The sequence below is a fragment of the Nocardia noduli genome, from assembly GCF_019038455.1.
GTDB classification, from domain to species: Bacteria; Actinomycetota; Actinomycetes; order Mycobacteriales; family Mycobacteriaceae; genus Nocardia; species Nocardia noduli.
The window spans coordinates 23,010-45,627 of the sequence record NZ_JAFMPL010000024.1 but is presented as its reverse complement, the minus strand read 5'-3'; the positions used below and the strand labels follow the sequence as shown (position 1 = coordinate 45,627).

The following is a 22,618-nucleotide window of genomic DNA, read 5'->3' as shown; positions in this document are numbered from 1 at the left end:
GACTGGCGGGGGATCGCGGGCGAGGACCGCGAGATGACCGAGGCCGGAAACCTGGTGCTGGCCGGACGATCCCGGCGACTGCTGATGAGTCTGGCGCGCCCCTACCGTTCGCTGGCGGTGCTTGCCCTGGCGCTCATCGTCGTCGACAACGCGGCCATGGTCTCGGCGCCGCTGTTCATCGCGCACGGTCTGGACACCGGAATCGCCCGGGGAGCCGAAGGTGACTGGGCGCCGCTGGCGTGGACGGTGACCGGCTATCTGTCCACGGTCGGCATCGGCGTGCTCACCACGTATTTCTTCCTCCGCGTATCGGGGCGGCTGAGCCAGAGCGTGCTTTTCGATCTGCGGGTGCGGCTGTTCGCGCACACCCAGTGGTTGAGCGTGTCCTTCCACGAGAAGTACACCTCGGGCAAGGTGGTCACCCGCCTGACCGGCGATATCGAAACCCTCCAGGAATTGTTGAAAGGCGCACTCGACCAGGCGTTGAGCGCGATCCTCTCGGTGATCACGATCGCCGCCATCCTGATCTACCTGGACCAGTTGCTCGCCGCGATCGTGCTCGTCGGCTTCGTACCGCTCGCGCTCGTCACCCGCTGGGCGCAGCGCAGGCAGCGGGCCGGATACCGGCGCACGCGTGTCGCCATCGCCAGGGTCGTCGTGCAGTTCGTCGAATCGATGGGCGGTATGCGCGCGGTGCAGACGTTCCGGCGCGAACAGCGCAACGAATCGGTTCTCGCCGTCGAGGACGGGGAATTCGCGTCATCGACCATCGTCGCCATGCGCGGCATGGGCGATTACGCCGGACTCACCAGGCTGCTCGGCAATCTGACGACGGTGATCGTCATCGTGGTCGGCGCCTGGCAGGTGATCGAGGGCAATCTCGCGGTCGGTGTGCTCGCGGCCTACCTGCTCTACCTCAACGAGTTCTACGGTCCGCTGGACGAACTCGCGCAGGTCTTCAACTCCTACCAGTCCGCCGCCGCCGCGCTGGAGAAGATCTCCGGGGTGCTGGAGGAACGTCCTTCGGTGCCGGAACCCGCCGATCCGACACCGCTGGCGCAGGCGGCGGGCGCGGTGCGGATGGATCACGTCTGGTTCGGCTACGGGACGCTGCCCGGCGCGGAACCGGACCGCGACGGCGGCGGGCGGGTGCGCGCGGTGCTCCCGGAATTCTCACTCGATATTCCGGCGGGCCAGGTGATCGCCCTGGTCGGCGCGACCGGCGCGGGGAAATCGACGCTCGCGAAACTGCTGACGCGGTTCTACGATCCGTCCGGCGGCACGGTCACCCTCGACGGTGTCGACCTGCGCGCGCTCTCCGACGCGGATCTGCGACGGCACGTGGTCATGGTGACGCAGGAGGCCTATCTGTTCTCCGGATCGGTGGCCGACAACATTCGGCTCGGCAGGCCGGACGCCACCGACGAGCAGGTGTACTCGGCGGCCCGCGCGGTCGGGCTGCACGATTTCGTCGCGGCCCTGCCCGACGGTTTCGACACCGATGTGCGCAAACGCGGCGGCAGGCTCTCCGCGGGGCAGCGCCAGCTCGTCGCCTTCGCCAGGGTCTTCCTGGCCGACCCCGCCGTGATCGTGCTCGACGAGGCCACCTCGAGCCTGGATATCCCGGGTGAGCGTCAGGTGCAGCAGGCGTTGGAGACGGTGCTGCGCGAACGCACCGCCGTCATCATCGCCCACCGGCTCTCGACCGTCGCCATCGCCGACCGGGTGCTCGTTCTCGAACAGGGCAGGATCGTCGAGGACGGCGCACCGGCCCAGCTCATCGCGGGCGACGGCCGGTTCGCCGGGCTGCACGCGGCGTGGCGGGAGTCGCTGGTGTGACGTGTCGAGCTGTGATCCACGCGGCAGAAAGGGGGCCGAGATTCGCGGTGTGACGAGGGCAGACGCCGGTGCGATGCGGTTGCCGGGGGTTTGTCGCTTACGGTAGATAGGTGACCAATCCAGCCCCTGGCTCCGAGAGCGCATCCCGGTGGCCGGCGATTCTCACGTGGCGGTCCCACAATGCCACGCGGATGGAGTCGGTGCGCGTGACCATGAACGGCAATCGCATCCGCGCCGCCGGCCGCATGATCGGTGGCGATTGCGCGGATCATCCCGCGTTCAGTGCGTCCTACGACCTGGTCACCGACGAGAACGGCGCCACCAAGCGACTATCCCTCCGCACCACCACCGCGGCGGGGGAACGTCACGCGTCGATCGCCCGGGACGAGGAGAGCTACTGGCTCGTCGACGCGGGCGGCAGCCATGTGCGCTCGACCTTCGCCGGTGCGCTCGACGTCGACGTCGTGCTCAGCCCGTTCTTCAACACCCTCCCGATTCGTCGGTTCGGCCTGCAACACCGGGCCGACGACGTGCAGGTTCCCGTCGTCTACGTGCGGCTGCCCGACCTGCTCGTGCAGGAGGCGAGTCTCACCTACAGCAGCGGAGTCGACGGCATCAGCGTGCTGTCGCCGGTATCGAGCGCGACCGTCACCGTGGACGCGGAAGGGTTCCTGCTCGACTATCCCGGCCTCGCCGAACGCATCTGAGCCGGGTTCACGCCCGCGCGGTGTACACCCCGCCGCGCCTGCCCGCCTCGCGCATCCGTTCCAGCCAGTCGTGGTCGCCGGGGCGGATATCGGTGATCTCCCAGCGTTCGTTGTCCTCGTAGGCCGTGCGGCCGTCGTGTCCGGCCGCGATCAGATCGGCCAGCGAGCCGTCGGCGCGCAGACTGTCGCGGGCCGCGCCGAGCACCGTGAGCGTGTCGTCGAGCACGCTCAACAGGGCGTCGCGATTCGGCTCGCAGATCGCCCGGACCAGGTCGGGCGCGGTGGCCGCGACCCGCGTGCCGTCGCGGAAGGATCCGGCGGCCAAGCCGAGCGCGAGCGGTCCGCCGCTCGCGCCCGCGACCGCGAGCGCCTCGGCCAGGACGTGCGGCAGGTGCGAGATCCTGGCGACCGCGCGGTCGTGGTCCTCGGATGTCACCGGCACCACCACCGCGCCGCAGTCCAGCGCCAACCGCGTCACCCGCGTCCACGTCAGCGCGTGCGTGCCCGGATCGACCCCGACCGCCCACACGGCGGCCTCGAACAGGTCGGAATCCGTCGCGGCCCAGCCGGATTCGGAAGTGCCTGCCATGGGGTGCCCGCCCACGTAGCGGCGGGAGAGACCGTGCGCGCGCACCGCGTCGGCCACCGGCCCCTTCACGCTGACGACATCGGTGAGCGCGCAGTCCGGGGCGAAGGTGGTGATCGCCCCGAGCAGGTGGTCCACCGCGGGCATCGGGACCGCGATGACGATCAGCGCGTCCGCCTCGGCGGCACGGGTCAGGGTGGCGGGCAGATCACCGGAGACGTCGAAACCGTCGGCGACCGCGGCCGTGACTCCGGCCTCGGATCGGTTGTATCCCCAGGCTCGATATCCGGCGTCGGCGGCGGCCCGCAACAGCGAACCGCCGATCAAACCTGCTCCGAGGACGCAAACCGGCGCTTTCTGGTCGGAAGTCACCGGAACAGATTGGCATACGACTTCAACATTTCGGGTCAGGCAGACTACCGTTGCGGCCATGGCAGCACAGCGCTCGGGCACTAACAGGGCGACGTCGGAAGATTACGACGACGTGGAAGGGTTCGCAGTGGCGGTGGTCCGCGAAGACGGCAAATGGCGGTGTAGTCCGCTGAGCTCGGAAGCGCTCACCAATTTGTCCGTGGCGGAGGACGAACTCAAAGCATTGCGCAGCTCGGGCGCGGTGTTCGGCTTGCTGGACATCGACGACGAATTCTTCGTCGTCCTGCGTCCGGCGCCGAGCGGAACCAGGCTGCTGGTATCGGATGCCACCGCGGCGATCGAATACGACATCGCCGCCGACATCCTCGAAGCGCTCAATGTCGAGATTCCCGATATCGAACCGGACGAACTCGACGATATCGAACCCTGGGAAGAAGGCGACCTCGGTGTGCTCGCCGATCTCGGCCTGCCCGAGCCGGTGCTGAGCGTCATCCTCGCCGAGACCGACCTGTACCCGGACGAACAGCTCGGCATGATCGCCCAGCGACTCGGTTTCGCCAACGAACTATCCGCGGTGCTGGACAAACTGCCTCGGTGACGTGAATCTGCCGCAGAACCCGATCATTTCGGATACCGCGATGGTCCGTGCCGCCATCGCGGCCGCGGCGGCGGCCGACCCCCGCGATGTCCCGGTGGGCGCGGTCGTCTTCGACGCGGAAGGCCGCGAACTCGCGCGCGCCGCGAACGCGCGCGAAGCGCTCGGCGACCCCACCGCCCACGCCGAGGTACTGGCGCTGCGCCGCGCGGCCGCCGTCTTCGGCGACAGTTGGCGACTGGAGGGCGCGACCCTGGCCGTCACCCTCGAACCGTGCACGATGTGCGCGGGCGCCCTGGTCCTCGCCCGCGTCGGCCGGGTCGTCTTCGGCGCCTGGGAACCCAAGACCGGCGCGGTCGGCTCGCTGTGGGACGTCGTGCGTGACCGTCGCCTCAATCACCGCCCCGACGTCAGGGGCGGAATCCTCGAACCCGAATGCGCCGCCCTCCTCGACACCTTCTTCCAGCAGCGTCGCTGACCGCCCCGTTCCAGGCGATTTAGCGATCCAGCCCCCTTCCGGTATTGTTCTCGGCGGTGGCGTGTCCGAGCGGCCTAAGGAGCACGCCTCGAAAGCGTGTGAGGGGTAACCCCCCTCCGAGGGTTCAAATCCCTCCGCCACCGCCAGAGCCCCACACCTGTTTCGGCAGGTGGGGGGCTTTTTTATTTATTGCGATCATGCGGTGGGCAGGCTCTCGTTGCCGCAGAATCGAATGGTGAATCCGGTTGTACAGCAGTTGCTTACGCTCGCAGCGGTGGTCCTCGGCGCGGGTTCGACCTTCGCCGCGACGACGTTCACCGAACGGGCGAAGTGGCGACGTAGTCAAGGCGCACGGTGGGACGACAGACGGCTGGCCGCCTACAGCGAGTTCGCGAATGCCTTGAAGCAGTACGTGCAGCTGTCGTATCGGCTGGCGGCGGCCCGTGGCTATCCCGCGACGGCCGTGGTTGCCGCCCGGCGTCACCGATGCTGCCGTTCCGGACGACACCGCAGGTGCCGCGTAACCGCTGCTCGCTCGGGCTATGTGGGTGGTGCGGTCGGATCGACTCGGCTCTGCCGCCTCGTGTGCGAGGCGTCGGCAGAGGTCGGCTCCAGGGTGACGATGCTGCGGGTGAGATCCACCGTGACCGGGGGTGGGGCCGCCCGGGTGTGATCGTCGCGGAGCATCGAAATCGATTCGCGGTGGTCGAGTTCCATGCGTTTGGTCGGGTAGAACAGCGCGGTGAATTCATCGGTGAAGGTGGCGGCGACGGGGGTGCGGCGTCGGCGGCGCTTGCGCGTGAGGGTCTCGAAGACGGCCACCGCTACCAGCAGCAGCACCCAGCCGGGGATCATCCACGCCAGTAGTCCTGTCACCCCCGCTGAACGAACGGAACGAATGCGATGTTCCCGCGGATGTTTTGTCCGGAACGGGGTATGTGCGGGAGTAAGGAGCGCGGACAGGTGTGACGTTCGAGGCGTCACCGACGGAGCCGCGTTGGAACAATGCGTGACAGTTATTCGAGAATCGGTGGACTGATTGTCCTTGTCTGGTTGCTCATCGGCGTCATCGCCGCGGCGCAGCGCGATTACTTCGACAGTGGGCCGGTGAACTGCGCAGGTTTCGGCACCATCGTGGTGACCACCATCGCGGGGCCCCTGAACTACATGGGGGTGAATCCGAAGGTCGATGACTGCAACGTGCCGCAGCCGAGTCCGTAGTGGATCGGAGAACGGGCCGGGTGCGCGAGCATCCGGCCCGTTCTCGTGTCCGGGGGATACGTGCAGGCCGGGGACGGTGCGGGTGTCGTTGCCGCGGAAGCGAACTGGATTCGCTGGACGGATGCACATTCCGTCGGTCGAAAGGTTGCGGGGAGATCGCGATGTGTTTGCGAACCGGATGATCTTGTATACCGATCGCGCTCCGAAAAGTGCCGGGAGCTGATTCGGGCCGGACAATTTGAGTTACCGCGCAGCGTAGAGCGATGTTTCACAAGAAACATTGCATATGCCCCCGAGCAAGAAAAAGATGCCACGAAATTACCGGAACCCACCGAAAATATTGCTGTAGCGGTGAAGGGATGCTTCGTGGGGCATGAAAGCAGGTAGCGGAGGGTTGTACGAGTTTCCGGCCCTTACGCGAGTGCGGAAGGATGCGATGACTATGCGCGAGCGTGCGACCTACGGCCGACCGTCCCACGAGTTCGGCATGCGAGTCGGGAGTCTTCTGGTCCTGATCTGGTTGGCCGTCGGCATGATCGCCGCCGGCCAGCGGAACTACTTCGTCATCGGCCCGATCAACTGCGCGGGTTTCGGCACCATCGCGCTCACGGCCGCCGCGGGTCCGCTCAACTACGTGGGCCTGAATCCGAAACTCTCCGAATGCGGCGATCTGCCGCAACCCAGCGACTAGGGGTTTGTGCCCGTCGTCCGGCCGCGATCAGGCCGACGTGGATTCGGTGACCGTCGAATCGGTCCGCAGGGCGTGCAGTTTCGCGCCTTCCACGTCGATGTCGGGCACGATCCGGTCCAGCCACCGCGGCATCCACCACGACCACGTGCCCATCAGCGCGAGCAGCGAGGGGATCAGCACCATCCGGACGAGGAAGGCGTCGAGCAGCACGCCCGCGGCCAGGGCGAAACCCATTTGTTTGGCGGTGGCGTCGGTTTCGAGGGTGAAGGAACCGAAGACCGAGATCATGATGATCGCGGCCGAGGTGACGACCCTCGCCCCGTGGTGGTAACCGGAGATCATGGCCTGCCTCGGCGGTTTGCCGTGCACGTATTCCTCGCGCATGCGGGTCACCAGGAATACCTGGTAGTCCATGGCGAGTCCGAACACCAAGCCGATCAACATGATCGGCAGGAAACTGACGATCGCGTGTTCGTCCTCGATCAGCCCGAGCGCGCCGTCCTGGAAGATGAGCACGGTCGCGCCGAAGGTGGCCGCCATGGACAGCAGGAAGCCCAGCGCCGCCGTCAGCGGCACCAGGATGGACCGGAATACGAGGATCAGCAGGATGAACGCCGCGCCCGCGACGATCGCCAGGTAGGGGACGATCTTGCTGAGCAACACGTGGTCGATGTCGGCGTAGATGGCGGTGGTGCCGGTGATGCCGTACGTCATGCCGTACCGGTCACGCAGTCGATTCTCGGCGTCGCGGGCGTCGCGCACCAGATCCTTGGTCTCCTGGTTGTTGGGCCCGGCCTTCGGCACTCCGTCGAGTAGCGCGCCCTGCCCGTTCCGACTCGTCGTCGGTTGCGTCACGTATTCCATGCCCGAATAGGACGCGAGGGTATCGCGCAGTGCGGCAAGCGCTTCCGGTCTGGTTTCCGGCGCGACATCGCTCAGATCCACCGCGACCTGGAGGACGCCGTTGCTGCCCTCGCCGAAGCCCTCGGTGCGCAATTCGTAGGCCTTACGCACCGTGGAGGTCTTGGGCATGCTGTCCTCACCCGGCAGACCGAGGTTGAGATTCACCGCGGGCGCGGCGAGCAGGCCGAGCACCACGATGCTCAGCACCAGCGTCAGCACCGGGAACCGGCCGATGAACCGCGCGACCCGCATACCGTTCGTGATTTGGTCGTCGTCCTCGGGATCGTGCTTGGCGACGATCGGCAGTTTCGGTGTGAACAGGAACCGGCCGAACGCGCCGAGCAGCGCGGGCATCAGGGTGATCGCGGTGAGTACGGCGAACGCGGCGGCGACCGCGCCGCCCAAACCCATGAACGTCAGGAATCGCACGCCGACCACGGCCAGACCGACCAGCGCGATGATGACGGTCAGACCGGCGAACACCACCGCGGAACCGGCGGTGCCGAGCGCGGTGCCCGCCGCCTCTTCCGGTAGTTCCCGCACCGCGAGTTCGTGTTTGTAGCGCGAGACGATGAACAGCGCGTAGTCGATCGAGAGCGCGATGCCGATCATGGTGGCGAGGAAGGTGGTGAAACTCGGGATCGAGAGGAACGAGGTGCCGAGGAAGATCAGCGAGGTCGCCGCGCTCAGGCCGACGAGCGCGGTGACGATCGGGACGAACGCGGCGACGATCGCGCCGAACGCCACGATCATCACGACCAGCGCGACCGCCATGCCGATCATCTCCGACTGTCCGCTCGGCCCCTCCTGATCCATCGCGATGGTGCCGCTCATCTCCACGGTGAGCCCGGCGTCGCGGGCGGGCGTGGCGACGTCGTAGGCGGCGTGACGATCCTCGGCGGTGATATCGCTGAAGTTCGCGATGGTGAACGGCACGCTGAAATAGGCGACGGTCTGCGGTTCGGTCTTGTTGAGCACGTTCAGCGGTGCGCCGGCGCACGTGCTCGGATCGGGATTCGGGACCAGGCAGCCCATCTCCTCGGTCGCGGTGATCGGGTCGACGATCGGCGTGCCGTGATCGACGATGTCGAGTTGATCGATCTGCCCGATCAGCGCGGCCACCGCGGCCCGGTTGGCCGGGTCGGTGAGTTTCTCGCCCTCGGGTGCCCCGACGACGTAAGTGCCGGTGACCGCGTCGAATTCGAATGCCTCGGACATGCCGGGGAAATGTTCGTCGAGGATTTCGGTCGCCCGTTCGGAGGGCAGGTTCGGCAGGCTGAAGTCATCGGTCATCGGTTGTTTCAGCTGGGTGCCGAGCACGCCGAGGACGACGAAGAGCACCGCCCAGATCGGCAGCACGATCCACTTGTGCCGGAAGGCGAACCTTCCCCACCGATACAGATAGACGGACACAGCGTTCTCCTCGCGATGGTCGGGGGGTCGATCCGGATCACGAATTTCTCCACCGACCGCCGTGCATCGGCGAAGCACCGAGCTGAAGAGTCGAACTACTCCCGAGTCTGCTGCGCGCCGGGCTCGAGTTCAAGATCACATGCCGATACGACTTCGGCCCCGTACCCCGGGGAAGGGGTACGGGGCCGAAGGATCGTCGACCGAGCGCGTGATCAGCTCACACGGACGGGTTCCTTGGTGATGTCCACCGTCTTCTTCTGGAGTTCGATCAGTTTCGAGCCCTCGACGTCGATCTCGGGCACGATCCGATCCAGCCACTTCGGCATCCACCACGACCACTTGCCCATGATGGTCAAGAGCGCGGGGATCAGCACCATGCGGACGAGGAAGGCGTCGAGCAGCACGCCGACAGCGAGCGCGAAGCCCATCTGCTTGGCGATCGCGTCCGATTCCAGCAGGAAGGACGCGAAGACCGAGATCATGATGATCGCGGCCGACGTGACGACCCTGGCGCCGTGGTGGTAGCCGGAGACCATCGCGTCCTTCGCGGACTTGCCGTGCACGTATTCCTCACGCATGCGGGTGACCAGGAAGACCTGGTAGTCCATCGCGAGGCCGAAGACCAGACCGATCAACATGATCGGGAGGAAGCTGATCAGCGGACGTGGATCATCGATGAGCCCGAGCGCGCCCTCCTGGAAGATGAGCACGGTCGCGCCGAAGGTGGCGGCCATGGACAGCAGGAAGCCCAGCGCCGCGGTCAGCGGTACCAGAATCGAGCGGAACACCAGGATCAGCAGAACGAACGCCGCGCCGGCGACGATCGCGAGGTAGGGCGCGATCTTGCTGAGCAGCACGTGGTCGATATCGGCCGCGATGGCGGTGCTGCCGGTGACGCCGTACGCCATGCCGTAGGTGGCCTCGAATTCGGCCTCCGCGTCCCTGGCGTCGGACACCAGATCCTTGGTGTCCTGGTTGTTCGGACCGAATTTGGGCACGCCGTCGAGCAGTGCGCCCTGCTTGTCCTCGCTCCACTGCGGCGCGGTCACGTAATCCATATTCGGATACGAGGCCAGTTTGCTCCGCAGCGCCTCGACCGCCTCTTCGCGCTTGTCCGCGGGGACACCGCTGAGGTCGGCGGCGATATTGAGCACACCGTTGCTGCCTTCGCCGAACCCCTCGGTGCGAAGTTCGTAGGCCTTGCGGATGGTGGTCGTCTTCGGCTGGCTGTCCTCACCGGGCAGACCCAGGTTCAGACCCGCGGCGGGCGCGGCGAGCGCGCCGAGTACCGCGACACTCAGGATCAGCGCGGCCCACGGGGCCTTGCCGATCAGGCGACCCAGGCGCATGCCGTTGGTGACCTGCGTGTCGTCCTCGGGATCGTGCTGGGCGACCAGCGGCAGCTTCGGCGTGAACAGGAACCGGCCGAACGCGCCGAGCAGCGCGGGCATCAGGGTGATGGCCGCGAGCACCGCGAGCGCGGCGGCGAGGGCGCCACCGAGCCCCATGAACGTCATGAACCGCACGCCGATGATGCCGAGTCCGGCGAGCGCGATGATGACGGTCAGACCGGCGAACACCACCGCGGAACCGGCGGTGCCGAGCGCGATACCCGCCGCTTCCTCCGGTGAATCCTGCACGGCGAGTTCGTGTTTGTAGCGCGAGACGATGAACAGCGCGTAGTCGATCGAGAGCGCGATACCGATCATCGAGGCCAGGAACGTGGTGAAACTGGGCACATCGGTGATGGAGGTACCGAGCATGATCAGCGACATGGCGGCGCCGAGACCGACGATCGCGGTGACGATCGGGATGAACGCGGCCACGATCGCGCCGAAGGCGATGATCATGACGATCAGCGCGACGCCCATGCCGATCATCTCGGCCTTGCCGGTCGGACCCTCGTTGGTCTGGGCGATCGAGCCGCTCATCTCGACGGTGAGTCCGGCGTTGCGCGCGTCGGCGGCGACGTCGTAGGCGGCCTCACGCTGCTCGTCGGTGATATCGGTGAAGGTGGGGATGCTGAACGGCACGCTCATGAACGCCACGGACGCCGGTTCGGTCTTGTTGAGCACGTTGAGCGGTGCGCCACTGCACTGCGACGGATCCGGGTTGGTCAGACAGCCCATCTTGTCGGCGGTCTCGACCGGGTTGGTCAGCGGTTTCGCGTGATCCACGATGTCGAGCTGGCCGAGCTTGGCGATGAACGCATCGAGCGCCGCACGGTTCGCCGGGTCGGTCAGTTTCTGGCCCTCGGGCGCGGCGATCACATACGTGCCGGTGACGGCATCGAACTTGAACGCTTCCGAGGCGCCGGGGAAGTGTTTGTCGAGAATCTCGTTGGCGCGCTCCGACGGAAGGGCGGGCATACTGAAGTCGTTCGTCATCGGCTTGCTGAGCTGCGAGCCCAGGCCGCCGATCAGAACGAACAGCACAAGCCAGACCGGTAGCACTATCCATTTCCGGCGGAAAGCGAGCTTTCCCCATCTATAGAGGTATACGGACACGAGTGAACTCCTAGCGGTGACTGGGACGTGCTGGATCGTGGCGCGTAGACAGCACTCGCGGGGCCCTGGTCGTCCCCGCCTCCAATGTGACGCTTCCTGCCTACCGTGCGGTAGGTAGACTACCCATCGGCTAAGCGGAGATACAACCTCGATTTCAGTGGGGCCGTTGGCTGCCCGCAGTAGTGGTGAGAGGATCATCGGATGGTCGTCCGTGCAGTATCGGAAAGCGTCGTCGCTGGTAGAAGTACCAAAGTGGCGATTCGCGATGCCGCGGTGAAGCTTTTCGGCAGCAAAGGTTTCGAGCAGACCAGCCTTCGCGAGGTCGCAGATGCGGTAGGAATCACAAAGGCTTCGCTCTACTACCACTACCCGTCGAAACTTGACCTACTTCTCTCGATCATCGATCCGATCGTCGACCACATGCGGGATGTGGTGGAGGACATAGACGCGGTACCCCACGATGCCGAGGGGATTCGCGCGGTCCTTCGCACCTACCTGCGCGGGATGATCCGCAATCGCGACGCCGGCGCGCTGTGTATTCGCGACACCGTGGCGATCCTCAACGCGATGGCCGACCGGTATCCGGATCTGATGAACGCCAACCGGATACTGCGTACCTGGTTGGCCGGACCGTCCGCGACTCCCGAGATGCAACTGCGGGCCTGTGCCGCGCTCGAGGTACTCGGGGTGGCGCTGACGTCGAAGGAATTCGTTCCCGCCGCGGACGACGCCACCGTCGCCGCCACTCTGCTCGACGCGGCGACCTCGGTGTTGACCGGTGTCGGATCGGGGTAGCGTCCGCATGCCCGCCGCCGGAACGGTTCGGCGTAGATTCGAGCGGATCGTCCGGCCGAACAGTTTTCGACGACCGCTCAGCGTCCAGGAGTAATCCCGTGCACATCACCGCGAAGATCGACTACGCGGTGCGAACCCTGCTCGAAATCGCCCGTGCGGCACAGCACAGCGGCAATGTGGCGCTCAAAGCCGATGCCATCGCGTCCGCGCAGCGGATCCCGCCCAAGGTGCTCGAAACGATTCTCGGTGAACTGCGCAGGGCCGAACTGGTGATCAGCAGGCGCGGTCCGGACGGCGGCTACTGGCTGGCCAGGCCCGCCGCGCAGATCTCGATCGCCGATGTCATCCGGGCGATCGAAGGTCCACTGGCCTCGGTGCGCGGGCAGCGGCCCGAGGATGTCGAATACGGGGGAGCGGCGCGGCCGTTGCAGCGGGTATGGATCGCGCTGCGCGTCAATATCCGCTCGGTGCTGGAGAACGTCTCGATCGCGGAGATCGCCCTCGACGAACTGCCCGCGTTCGTCGACGCGCTCACCGAGGACGCGGGTGCGTGGGCGCGACGGTGAGCGGTGGATGAATCCTCCGAAATCGGACATCGACGCTGGTCAGGAAAGTTCGAGACGTATTTCACCCACACCCGGTAGCCTGCCTTCATCATGTTGATCAGCGTGCTTCGTACATATCTGAATCCCTATCGCGCTCAGCTGGCCGGGGTCGTCGTCCTACAGCTGATCTCGGTGATCGCGATGCTTTTCCTGCCGAGCCTCAACGCCGATCTCATCGACGGCGGCGTCACCAAAGGTGATATCGGCTACATCTGGACGACCGGCCTCTGGATGCTCGCGGTCAGCGCGGTGCAGATCGTGGCGTCGGCGTTCTCGGTGTACCTGGGTGCGCAGGCCGCGATGGGCGCGGGTCGCGACCTGCGCGGCGCCCTGCTGCACCGAGTCGGCACCTTCTCCGCCCGCGAGGTCGGAATGTTCGGCGCACCGTCGCTGATCACCCGCAATACCAACGATATTCAGCAGGTTCAGCTGCTGATCGTCATGTCGGCCACGATTCTGGTGATGGCGCCGATCATGTGCGTCGGCGGTATCTTCATGGCGCTTCGCGAAGATTTCGATCTGTCGTGGCTGCTGCTGATAGCCGTTCCCGCGCTCGGGCTCTCGATGGGTTTCATCGTCGCCAGGATGGTGCCGGGCTTCCGCGAGATGCAGTTCCGCATCGACGAGGTGAACCGGGTGCTGCGCGAGCAGATCACCGGTATCAGGGTGGTTCGCGCCTTCGTCAGGGAACGGCAGGAGACCTGGCGCTTCGGGGTGGCCAACAGCGATCTCACCGAGACATCGCTGCGGGTGGGCCGGTTGATGGCGCTGATGTTCCCCACGGTCATGCTGATCAGCAATGTGACGGCGGTCGGGGTGATCTGGTTCGGCGGTCACCTGATCGAAGACGGCACGATGCAGATCGGTTCGCTCACCGCGATGCTGTCCTACATCATGCAGATCCTGATGGCCGTCATGATGGCCTCGTTCCTGGCCATGATGGCCCCGCGCGCGGCGGTTTCGGCCGACCGGCTCGGCGAGGTGCTGGAGACGGAGACCTCGGTGGTGCCGCCGTCGAAGCCGCAAATCTTCGCGGGCGATCCCGGCGCGATCGAATTCGCCGCCGCCGAATTCAGTTTCCCCGGCGCGGAGAAACCGGTGCTGACGGGCATCTCGTTCCGGGTGGAGCCGGGTAGGACCACCGCGATCGTCGGATCCACGGGTGCGGGCAAGACCACGCTGCTCAATCTGATTCCGCGACTCGTCGACGTCACCGACGGCTCGGTGATCATCGGCGGCACCGACGTGCGGCAGGCCGATCTCGAACTGCTGCGCAACCAGATCGGCCTCGTTCCGCAGAAGGCCTACCTGTTCTCCGGCACGGTGGCGACCAATCTGCGCTACGGCAAACCCGATGCCACCGACGAGGAACTGTGGCGCGCGCTCGAGATCGCGCAGGCCGCCGATTTCGTCCGCGAGATGCCGCAGGGCCTCGACACCCCTGTCGCCCAGGGCGGCACCACCGTCTCGGGTGGACAGCGTCAGCGTCTGGCCATCGCGCGGGCGCTGGTGCGCAGGCCGCGGATCTACCTGTTCGACGACTCGTTCTCCGCGCTCGACGTGGCGACCGATGCCAGGCTGCGCGAGGCGTTGCGGCCGGAAACCGAAGACGCCTCGGTGATCATCGTGGCGCAACGAATTTCGACCATCCGCGACGCCGACCGGATCGTGGTTCTCGAGGACGGTGAGATGGCGGGCATCGGCACGCACGAACAATTGCTCCGTGACTGTCCCGAATACCGGGAGATCGTCGAATCCCAGCTGAGCGCGGAGGAGGTTCGATGAGGCCCGGTGCCGGGCCCGGTGCGCCCGAGACCAAGCCGAAATCGTTCGGCCCCTCGCTGAAACGACTACTGCGCAGACTCGCGCCCGAGAAGTTCTACGTCGGACTGATCGTCACGCTGGTGATCGCCTCGGTGGTGCTCAACACCCTCGGCCCCTACATCCTCGGCAAGGCGACCAACATCGTCTTCGACGGCCTGGTCGGCAAACAACTCACCCCGTACACCGGGATGAGCAAGGACGAGGTGGTCGAAACGCTGCGTGCGCGCGGCGAGGGCACCCTGGCCGACATGCTCGGCGCCATGGATGTCGTTCCCGGTGTCGGAGTGGACTTCTCCGCCGTCGGACGGGTGCTGATGCTGGTGCTCGCGCTCTACATCGGCGCGGCCGTCTTCAGCTGGTTGCAGGGATATCTGCTCAATATCGTCATCAACACCACCGTCAAGCGGCTGCGCGGCGAGGTCGAGGACAAGATCCACCGGCTTCCGTTGCGCTACTTCGATTCCTCGCCGCGCGGTGACGTGCTGAGCCGGGTCACCAACGATGTCGACAATGTCTCGCAGACCTTGCAGCAGACCATGAGTCAGTTGCTGACGTCGCTGTTCTCGGTGATCGGCATCCTGATCATGATGTTCTGGATCTCGCCGCTGCTCGCCGTGATCGCCCTGCTCACGGTGCCCGCGGCGGTGGTGGTCACCGCGCAGATCGCCAAACGCTCCAAACCGCATTTCGTGAACCAGTGGAAATACACCGGCATGGTGAACGCCCAGGTCGAGGAGGCCTACACCGGGCACGAGGTGGTCACCGCGTTCGGTCGCAACCGCGAGGTCGGCGAGGAATTCGACAAGCGGAACCAGGAGCTCTACGACGCGAGTTTCAAGGCGCAGTTCATCTCCGGCCTGATCATGCCCGCGATCATGTTCCTCGGGAACATCAATTTCGTGCTGGTCGCGCTGGTCGGCGGACTGCGGGTGGCGACGGGGCATATCTCGCTCGGCGAGGTGCAGGCCTTCATCCAGTACTCCAGGCAGTTCAGTCAGCCGCTGACCCAGATCGGCGCGATGGCCAACCTGCTGCAATCCGGTGTCGCCTCGGCCGAGCGGATCTTCGAAATCCTGGACGCGGAAGAGCAGTCCCCCGATCCGGCGGTGGAGAACGCGCGCCCGGTCGATCGGGGCCGGGTCGAATTCGAGGCGGTGTCGTTCCGCTACGAACCGGAGAAGCCGGTGATCGAGCGGCTGTCGCTGGTGGCCGAACCCGGTCACGTCGTCGCCATCGTCGGACCGACCGGCGCGGGTAAGACCACGCTGGTCAACCTGCTGATGCGGTTCTACGAACTCGACGCGGGCACCATCACCATCGACGATGTCGACATCACCGAGATGACCCGCGACCACCTGCGTTCCAGGATCGGCATGGTGTTGCAGGACACCTGGCTGTTCAAGGGCACCATCCGGGAGAACATCGCCTACGGCGATCCGGACGCGAGCGACGAGGACATCCTCGCCGCCGCGCGCGCCGCCTACGTCGACCGGTTCGTGCACGCGCTGCCCGACGGTTACGACACCGTCATCGACGAGGAGGGTTCCGGGGTCAGCGCCGGTGAGAAGCAGCTGATCACGATCGCCCGCGCGTTCCTCGCCAAACCGTCCATCCTGATCCTGGACGAGGCGACGAGTTCGGTCGACACCCGCACCGAACTGCTGGTGCAGCACGCGACCGCGGCGCTGCGCCGCGACCGCACCAGTTTCGTCATCGCGCACCGGCTCTCGACCATCCGCGACGCCGATCTGATCGTCGTCATGGAATCCGGGCGCATCGTCGAACACGGCAACCACGAGCGTCTGCTCGCCGAACGCGGCGCGTACTACCGCCTGTACAACTCCCAGTTCGCGGCCGCGGCCTCGGAGGCCTAGAGCCGCCCGATCCGCCGAACACACCGATCGCCGCGGGTGCCACCGGCCCTGCGGCGCGGTGTGCGGGAGTGCGCTGGGAGGATGGTCGTCGTGTCTGCACCCGAATCGTTCTCCTTCACCGTCGGTACCCGGCTCGACGGGCGGCACGGGCGAACCGGCGTGATCGAAACGCCGCACGGCTCCATCGCGACGCCCGCGTTCATCCCCGTCGGCACCAAGGCGACGGTCAAGTCGGTGCTGCCGGAGACCATGAAGGAGATCGGCGCGCAGGCCCTGCTCGCGAACGCCTACCACCTCTACCTGCAACCGGGTTCCGACATCGTGGACGACGCGGGCGGGCTCGGGAAATTCATGAACTGGCCGGGGCCGACCTTCACCGACAGCGGCGGATTCCAGGTGATGTCGCTCGGGGTCGGATTCAAGAAGGTGCTCGCGATGGAGGCCGTCGACGTCCGCAGCGACGACGTGATCGCCAAGGGCAAGGAACGGCTCGCGACCGTCGACGACGACGGCGTCACCTTCCGCTCCCATCTGGACGGGTCGAAACACCGCTTCACCCCCGAGGTCTCGATGGGGATCCAGCATCAGCTCGGCGCCGACATCATGTTCGCCTTCGACGAACTGACCACGCTGCTCAATACCCGTGGCTACCAGGAGAAATCACTGCAACGCACGCACGAGTGGGCGCAGCGGTGCATCGACGAGCACGAGCGGCTGACCACCGCGCGCGCCCAGCACCCGTACCAGGCGCTGTTCGCCGTGATCCAGGGCGCGCAGTACGAGGATCTGCGCCGCAAGGCCTGCCGGGAGTTGGACGCGATCCGCGGCGAAGCGGGCACATCCTTCGACGGTTTCGGCATCGGCGGCGCACTCGAGAAACACAACCTCGGCACCATCGTCGGCTGGTGCTGCGACGAACTGCCCGAGGAGAAGCCGAGGCATATGCTCGGCATCAGCGAGCCCGAGGACATCTTCGTCGCCGTGGAGAACGGCGCCGACACCTTCGACTGCGTCAACCCGTCCCGCGTCGCGCGCAACGCCGCCATCTACGTGGCACGCGGCCGGTTCAACATCAACACCGCCCGCTTCCGCCGCGATTTCACCCCCATCGACGACACCTGCGACTGCTACACCTGCGCCAACTACACCCGCGCCTACCTGCACCACCTGTTCAAAGCCAAGGAGATCCTGGCCGCGACCCTGTGCACGATCCACAACGAGCGCTTCACGATTCGCCTGGTCGACCAGATCCGCGCCAGCATCGACGGCGGTTACTTCGACGCTTTCAAGACGGAGACCCTCGGCCTCTGGAACAGCGCCAAGAACTAGCGACCCATGCATGTGAACCCGCACGGTGCCGAAGTCCTCGCAGGATTTCGACGGACGTCGTCAGCCCGGCGAGCAGGGCGTACTGGTGCCCGCCGACCTCGAGCCGTCCTGACTCAGCCCCGGGCGAGCCCATAAGCAACCACTCACACCCACCCCACCCCCACGGCGCGAGCCTTACGAGCGCCCGTTCGCGGCCGTCTCGCGTCCGAGCGGTCGAGACAATGCGACGCAGTCGCGAGTCTCGACCGCTCGGACGCGAGACAAGAAGGGCCGCGAACCCGCGGCCCCCGGGCCGCCAAAATTTCAGCCGTAGCTGGGTTCGTGCTTCTTCAGTAGCGCGATGACCCGGTACGTGATCGGCATGACGATGATCTCGCAGAGCGTCTTCCACAGGAACCCGATGATCACGTAGTTGACGAACTGTTCCCAGGTGTCGATGCCGATGGCGGCGGCGGCGATGGAGCAGAAGATGAGGGTGTCGGCGAATTCGCCGATGACGGTGGAGCCGATCAGCCTGGCCCACAGGTATTTTTCCTTTGTCCGTTCCTTGATCAGTACCAGGGTGGCGGAATTCAGGAGTTGGCCGACGAAATATCCGGCGAGGCCCGCGACGACGAGTCGCGGCGTGGTGCCGATGACGGTGCGGAACGCTTCCTGGTTCTCGTAGAAACCGGCGGCGGGCAGGCGGATGGCGATGGCGAAACAGGCGACGGTCAGCAGCAGGGCGGCGAAGCCGTAGTAGACGGCGCGGCGGGTGGCGCGGAAGCCGTAGACCTCGCTGAGGACGTCGCCGAGGATGTAGGCGAGGGGGAAGAGGAAGAACGCGCCGTCGGTCGCGATCGGCAGGATCTGGAGCGGACCGAGCGACACCGATTTGTCGCCCAGGAACTCCACGCCTTTGGTGGCGCAGATATTGGAGATGATGAGGGTAGCGGTGAACAGTACGACGATGGGTGTGTAATACCCCCGCGCGACCTGGGCGAATGCCGCATGGTCGGCGGGGTGTCCAGACCCCTCGTGTTCTTCGGTCTTGATCGAGTCACTCACGGGTCTCATCAAACCAGGTTCTGAGCCTGCCGTGTCCGGTCGAAGGTCGGCTTCGACTGTGCTACAGGTTGTCCTCGCCCATTAGTCTGTAGCCATGACGAATCCCGGCGATTCCGACGAGTGGTGGAAACAGTACGGCGGCGAAGGTGTGTCGCCGGAGTCCGGCGCGCAGAGTTCGGTCCCGCAGTACCCGACCTCCGAACCGTCCGGGTATCCCTCGGCTCCGCAATACCCTCAGCAACCGCAGCAGCAACCGCCGCCGTATCAGCAGCCGTCGCAGCCGCAATACCAGCAGCAGCCCTATCAGCAGTCGCCCGCGCAACCGTATCCGCAGCAGCCGAATTACGGCTATCCGTCCGGGTATCAGCCCTATGGCGGGCCGGTCGCGCAGGGCACCAACGGTTTGGCGATCGGCGCGCTCGTCGCTTCGCTGCTCGGGTTCTGCACCTGCGCCGTCGGGTCGATAGTCGGCATCATTCTCGGCGTGCTCGCGCTGAATCAGCTGAAGGAGCGTCCGCAGGAAGGTCGCGGTATGGCGCTGGCCGGTATCTGGGTCGGTGTCGGCGGCATCGTCTCGGTGGCGATCTACTTCGTCATTCTGCTGGCCAACAATTCGACCTAGCCGGTCGCCGGACATGAAACAGGGGCGCTCCCGTCGTGGGGCGCCCCTGTTCGGTTCGTGTGCGCGATATCAGGCCTTGACGACCTGGGTGCCGCCGGCGAACTTGTCGTGCCAGCCCTGCTTGTTCGGATCCTGCGAGGTGGTGATGATGATGTAGATCGCCAGGCCGAGCGAGATCAAGCTGCCGACGCACGGAATGATCTGCGCCGCGACGTAGAGGTTGCGCTTGAGCGAGACCTCGGGGGTGAGCTTGGGCGCGCCGCCGGGGGCGACGACCTTCAGGCCGAGCAGCTTCTTGCCGAGGGTGGTGCCCTGGCTGGTCTCCATACCGACGAAGTAGCCCAGCAGCGCGACGGTCGACAGCACGCCGTTGATGATCTGTCCTCCGGTGCCGAGACCGAAGAGGACGGAAACGATGATCACGACCGGGATGGCCACGATCAGATGATCGATGACGCGCGCGCCGATGCGGACGCCGATATCGGCCCCGACACCGGATCCTCCGCCCTGCGGGCCGTAGCCCTGCTGCTGGTAGGGGTCCTGCCCGTACTGCTGCTGCGGCTGGCCGTACGGGTCCTGCCCGTACTGCGGCTGCTGCTGACCGTAAGGCTGCTGCCCGTACTGCGGCGGCTGCTGCCCGTATTGCGGGGGCTGCTGGCCGTACTGCGGGGGCTGCTGGCCGTAGCCCTGCTGCGGGTACTGCTGTCCACCTTGCGGATACGGTTCGCCGTACGGCTGGCCGCCCTGCGGATTCTGGTTGGGGTCGTAGCCACCGCTTGTCATAGTGTTTAGTCCTCGTTGTGATCAGTAGATCAATAGATCGGTCGACTGGGTACGTTACGGACATCCGTCGGGTTGCAACAACCCATTCTCATCGAAGGTCGACGGCCGACGTGGCAGCACGGCGGGATCGAATTGTCGGAGCAGGTGCGCCGGTGTACGAGCGCTATAGCCCAGCGAGCATGATAACGCGCTGACCACGTCTTCGACGGTGTCGCCGAGGGCTGTTCGGTCCGCGAGCGTGACCGAACCGTCCCTTTTGGCCAATCTCTGCCCGGCCGTGTTGAGTACGAGCGGGACGTGCGCGTAGCGCGGGACGGGCAGCCCGAGCAGCGCGGCCAGGTACGCCTGCCGCGGGGTCGACGGCAGCAGGTCGTCACCGCGCACCACTTGGTCGATGTGCTGGTCGGCGTCGTCGACGACGACCGCCAGGTTGTAGGCGGGCAGGCCGTCACCGCGACGGAGCACCACATCGTCGACCGGGCCGCGATAGACGCCGTGCAATTCGTCGACGATCTCGTATTCGGTGATGTCGGCGCGCAATCGGAGCGCGGCGGGCCTGCCTTCGGCGCGCAGCCGGGCGCGGTCGGCGGTCGTGAGGGTGCGGCAGGTGCCGGGGTAGGAGCCCATCGGACCGTGCGGGGCGGTCGCGGCCTGCTGTATTTCCTTGCGGGTGCAGAAACATTCGTAGGTGCGGCCCTGTGCGCGGAGTCGGTCGATGGCCTGGTCGTACAGGTCGAGACGTTCGCTCTGTCGCACCACCGGTCCGTCCCAGTCCACGCCGAGCGCGGCGAGATCGGCGAGCTGGCGCTGCTCGGCGCCGGGGCGCACGCGATCGAGATCCTCGACGCGCATCAGGAAACGTCTTCCGGTCGATCGCGCGAACAGCCAGGCCAGCAGGGCGGTGCGGAGATTGCCCAGGTGCAGGTCACCGGAGGGGCTCGGGGCGTATCTACCCGCGGCCCGCTCAGCCACGGGTCGGATCTGTCTCGGAGCGCGCGGACACGATCGCCATGGTAGTGCGGGTCATCGGCCGCACAGTCGAGGCTTCAACTCGTCGGGCGTGATCGGGGTTCCCGCCTCGAGTGCTCGCAACAGTGCGTTCGCGTGCGCTATCAGCCCTCGCCGATCCACCCCGTAGGAGCCCGCGGCGTCGGTGGATGCCGGGCTATCACCTGGCTCGTAGCTCTCCAGACGGGTTACCGCACGGCCGAGCAGGGTACGCGCACCCTTCGGATTGCCCCGTTGGATGTGTGTCAGAGCGACCGCGTATTGGGCCAACCCTTGCCACAGCATCCTTTCGGCGAACGGCTGGTTCTTCCACGCGGCCTCTAATACCTCGTGTGCGTTGAATGCCAAACCGTCGTCCAGCAGTTGCTGGGCGAAGGTAAGAGTTTGCTGGGGTGGCAGATTCAGGTCGTCCGGAATTCGGGGAATTCCGACACTACCGTGCGGTAGTGGACGTCCGAATCGATCACGAGGACGGGGGTTACGGGCGCGACCTGCCTCGTCGCGGGGGCGTTCCAGCATGTCTCCATGATCCACGCTTCGTGTCGGCCGTGTCGCGGATGTGGATCGGCGGTGGACCAATTGGCGCATCACGGACCAATCACGCCCATTCGGAAGTTAGTCATCCGAGGTCCACTTGTTTCCCAGTTCGGTGCTGGCAATGTTCCCGCAACATCATATCTTCGCAAGATTGGCAAAAATGGTGATCGAATAATCCGGAGGTCGGCAAACTATGAGCGGAGCTGCTAGTGTTTACCGCGCGGGGACGACCCCGGGGGTGTATTCCACCTCGAACGACAGTGCGATACGACGCACCGTGAAAGCAGCGCGCTAACGCTAGGCGCACCACGGGGATTCGGCGCTTCCTCGCTGGATTCCGGTGCTAGTTAGAACGATGTCCAATGAATTCTCGTTCTCGACGCAGCAAAGGAGCTAGTGCCGTGGAGGTTGATTTGACGGGTGCTGTGTGGCACAAGAGCACATACAGCGGCCCCGATGGGAACTGCGTGGAAGTCGCGGTTCTCGGCAACGGCAAAGTAGCAGTTCGTGACACCAAAGATAATGGCAACGGCCCGGTGCTGGCATTCGCTCCGGGTGAATGGGACGCATTCCTAACAGAGGTTTCGGTCGGGGCGTTCGGGCGTTCCTGAGTCCTCGGGCGTCGGAACGGTAAGCATGGCCCCGGGTAGGCACAAACTCGGGGTCGTCGCGTCTGCGAACCTACTGTTCCGCACCACTTTTCATCGCCTGCGGCGAAATCGTGTGGCACCTGCCACCCCCGCTCGTGACGTCCGCGCATCGACGCGCGGACTTTCCCCTCTTCTCGGGACCCCATCCACCCCGGATTTCGGCCTCGAAGGCCATCACCTACGCACCGCGGCGGCATTCGGTCGATATGGTCGGATCCGTGAGTGAGCGGTC

General features: G+C 65.7%; 21 protein-coding genes and 1 tRNA gene. 14 read left to right on the top strand and 8 right to left on the bottom strand.

All coding sequences use genetic code 11. The features are described 5' to 3' along the window. Positions 1–33: 33 nt before the first annotated feature. Both JZ792_RS16150 and JZ792_RS16145 read left to right on the top strand, forming a co-directional pair. Positions 34–1,839, top strand: a complete 1,806-nt coding sequence (locus tag JZ792_RS16150) for an ABC transporter ATP-binding protein (RefSeq protein WP_254189913.1) — start codon at positions 34–36, stop codon at positions 1,837–1,839. Positions 1,840–1,949: 110 nt separating this feature from the next. Next, complete coding sequence (locus tag JZ792_RS16145; protein ID WP_109522806.1) at positions 1,950–2,546, top strand: putative glycolipid-binding domain-containing protein; 597 nt, start codon at positions 1,950–1,952, stop codon at positions 2,544–2,546. 7 nt (positions 2,547–2,553) lie between these two features. On the opposite strand, the gene JZ792_RS16140 is transcribed toward JZ792_RS16145, so the two are convergent. Further along, positions 2,554–3,504, bottom strand: coding sequence for a prephenate dehydrogenase (locus JZ792_RS16140; protein WP_308165321.1), 951 nt, complete (start codon positions 3,502–3,504; stop codon positions 2,554–2,556). A gap of 58 nt (positions 3,505–3,562) precedes the next feature. Between JZ792_RS16140 and JZ792_RS16135 the strand changes: the two genes are divergently transcribed. The 3 genes from JZ792_RS16135 to JZ792_RS16125 all read left to right on the top strand — a co-directional run bounded on the left by JZ792_RS16135 (position 3,563) and on the right by JZ792_RS16125 (position 4,723). Continuing rightward, a complete protein-coding gene (locus JZ792_RS16135; RefSeq protein WP_216911280.1) occupies positions 3,563–4,102 on the top strand; it encodes a tRNA adenosine deaminase-associated protein in 540 nt (179 codons plus the stop codon). Positions 4,103–4,142: 40 nt separating this feature from the next. Then, the gene (locus JZ792_RS16130) at positions 4,143–4,577 is read left to right on the top strand and encodes a nucleoside deaminase (RefSeq protein WP_254189912.1); all 435 of its coding nucleotides are present in this window, start codon (positions 4,143–4,145) and stop codon (positions 4,575–4,577) included. A 55-nt stretch (positions 4,578–4,632) separates the two neighbouring features. After that, positions 4,633–4,723, top strand: a tRNA-Ser gene (locus JZ792_RS16125). A gap of 394 nt (positions 4,724–5,117) precedes the next feature. Here JZ792_RS16125 and JZ792_RS42665 read toward each other — a convergent pair. After that, on the bottom strand, positions 5,118–5,453 hold the full coding sequence (locus tag JZ792_RS42665) for a DUF6191 domain-containing protein (protein ID WP_216911279.1): 336 nt from the start codon (positions 5,451–5,453) through the stop codon (positions 5,118–5,120). 129 nt (positions 5,454–5,582) lie between these two features. Between JZ792_RS42665 and JZ792_RS16115 the strand changes: the two genes are divergently transcribed. Together JZ792_RS16115 and JZ792_RS16110 are read left to right on the top strand one after the other, a co-directional pair. Next, positions 5,583–5,798, top strand: a complete 216-nt coding sequence (locus JZ792_RS16115; RefSeq protein ID WP_216911278.1) for a hypothetical protein — start codon at positions 5,583–5,585, stop codon at positions 5,796–5,798. Between the two features lie 442 nt (positions 5,799–6,240). Next, entirely contained in the window at positions 6,241–6,489 is a 249-nt protein-coding gene (locus tag JZ792_RS16110; protein WP_438804336.1) for a hypothetical protein, read from the top strand. A gap of 27 nt (positions 6,490–6,516) precedes the next feature. Here JZ792_RS16110 and JZ792_RS16105 read toward each other — a convergent pair whose 3' ends face one another. Together JZ792_RS16105 and JZ792_RS16100 are read right to left on the bottom strand one after the other, a co-directional pair. Beyond that, positions 6,517–8,805 (bottom strand): MMPL family transporter, encoded by a 2,289-nt coding sequence (locus JZ792_RS16105; RefSeq protein WP_216911277.1) that lies wholly within the window; start codon positions 8,803–8,805, stop codon positions 6,517–6,519. A 212-nt stretch (positions 8,806–9,017) separates the two neighbouring features. After that, positions 9,018–11,312, bottom strand: a complete 2,295-nt coding sequence (locus JZ792_RS16100) for an MMPL family transporter (RefSeq protein WP_216911276.1) — start codon at positions 11,310–11,312, stop codon at positions 9,018–9,020. A gap of 252 nt (positions 11,313–11,564) precedes the next feature. Between JZ792_RS16100 and JZ792_RS16095 the strand changes: the two genes are divergently transcribed. From JZ792_RS16095 to tgt, 5 genes are all read left to right on the top strand, one after another. After that, positions 11,565–12,107, top strand: a complete 543-nt coding sequence (locus tag JZ792_RS16095) for a TetR/AcrR family transcriptional regulator (RefSeq protein WP_308165320.1) — start codon at positions 11,565–11,567, stop codon at positions 12,105–12,107. A 98-nt stretch (positions 12,108–12,205) separates the two neighbouring features. Then, positions 12,206–12,673: an RrF2 family transcriptional regulator gene (locus tag JZ792_RS16090; RefSeq protein ID WP_216911274.1), complete on the top strand. Its 468-nt coding sequence runs from the start codon at positions 12,206–12,208 to the stop codon at positions 12,671–12,673. Positions 12,674–12,763: 90 nt separating this feature from the next. After that, positions 12,764–14,497, top strand: coding sequence for an ABC transporter ATP-binding protein (locus JZ792_RS16085; protein ID WP_216911273.1), 1,734 nt, complete (start codon positions 12,764–12,766; stop codon positions 14,495–14,497). After that, the gene (locus JZ792_RS16080; protein ID WP_216911272.1) at positions 14,494–16,410 is read left to right on the top strand and encodes an ABC transporter ATP-binding protein; all 1,917 of its coding nucleotides are present in this window, start codon (positions 14,494–14,496) and stop codon (positions 16,408–16,410) included. Before JZ792_RS16085 ends, JZ792_RS16080 begins: the two co-directional genes overlap by 4 nt. An 81-nt stretch (positions 16,411–16,491) precedes the next feature. Next, positions 16,492–17,739 carry a tRNA guanosine(34) transglycosylase Tgt gene (gene tgt, locus JZ792_RS16075; protein ID WP_216911271.1) on the top strand — a complete coding sequence of 416 codons (1,248 nt, stop codon included), beginning with the start codon at positions 16,492–16,494 and terminating at the stop codon, positions 17,737–17,739. 303 nt (positions 17,740–18,042) lie between these two features. Here the strand turns inward: tgt and JZ792_RS16070 are convergent, their stop codons facing one another. Next, positions 18,043–18,795 carry a queuosine precursor transporter gene (locus tag JZ792_RS16070; RefSeq protein ID WP_216911270.1) on the bottom strand — a complete coding sequence of 251 codons (753 nt, stop codon included), beginning with the start codon at positions 18,793–18,795 and terminating at the stop codon, positions 18,043–18,045. An 85-nt stretch (positions 18,796–18,880) separates the two neighbouring features. On the opposite strand from JZ792_RS16070, the gene JZ792_RS16065 reads away from it, so the two are divergent. Further along, positions 18,881–19,408, top strand: a complete 528-nt coding sequence (locus tag JZ792_RS16065) for a DUF4190 domain-containing protein (RefSeq protein WP_216911269.1) — start codon at positions 18,881–18,883, stop codon at positions 19,406–19,408. 69 nt (positions 19,409–19,477) lie between these two features. Here the strand turns inward: JZ792_RS16065 and JZ792_RS16060 are convergent, their stop codons facing one another. The 3 genes from JZ792_RS16060 to JZ792_RS16050 are packed head-to-tail and all read right to left on the bottom strand — an operon-like array spanning position 19,478 to position 21,718. Continuing rightward, on the bottom strand, positions 19,478–20,191 hold the full coding sequence (locus JZ792_RS16060; protein ID WP_216911268.1) for an RDD family protein: 714 nt from the start codon (positions 20,189–20,191) through the stop codon (positions 19,478–19,480). 54 nt (positions 20,192–20,245) lie between these two features. Beyond that, complete coding sequence (gene gluQRS, locus JZ792_RS16055) at positions 20,246–21,163, bottom strand: tRNA glutamyl-Q(34) synthetase GluQRS (RefSeq protein WP_216911267.1); 918 nt, start codon at positions 21,161–21,163, stop codon at positions 20,246–20,248. 51 nt (positions 21,164–21,214) lie between these two features. Then, positions 21,215–21,718 (bottom strand): DUF309 domain-containing protein, encoded by a 504-nt coding sequence (locus tag JZ792_RS16050; protein WP_216911266.1) that lies wholly within the window; start codon positions 21,716–21,718, stop codon positions 21,215–21,217. Between the two features lie 419 nt (positions 21,719–22,137). Between JZ792_RS16050 and JZ792_RS16045 the strand changes: the two genes are divergently transcribed. Continuing rightward, positions 22,138–22,347 carry a DUF397 domain-containing protein gene (locus JZ792_RS16045; protein ID WP_216911265.1) on the top strand — a complete coding sequence of 70 codons (210 nt, stop codon included), beginning with the start codon at positions 22,138–22,140 and terminating at the stop codon, positions 22,345–22,347. The last annotated feature ends 271 nt before the right edge of the window (positions 22,348–22,618 follow it).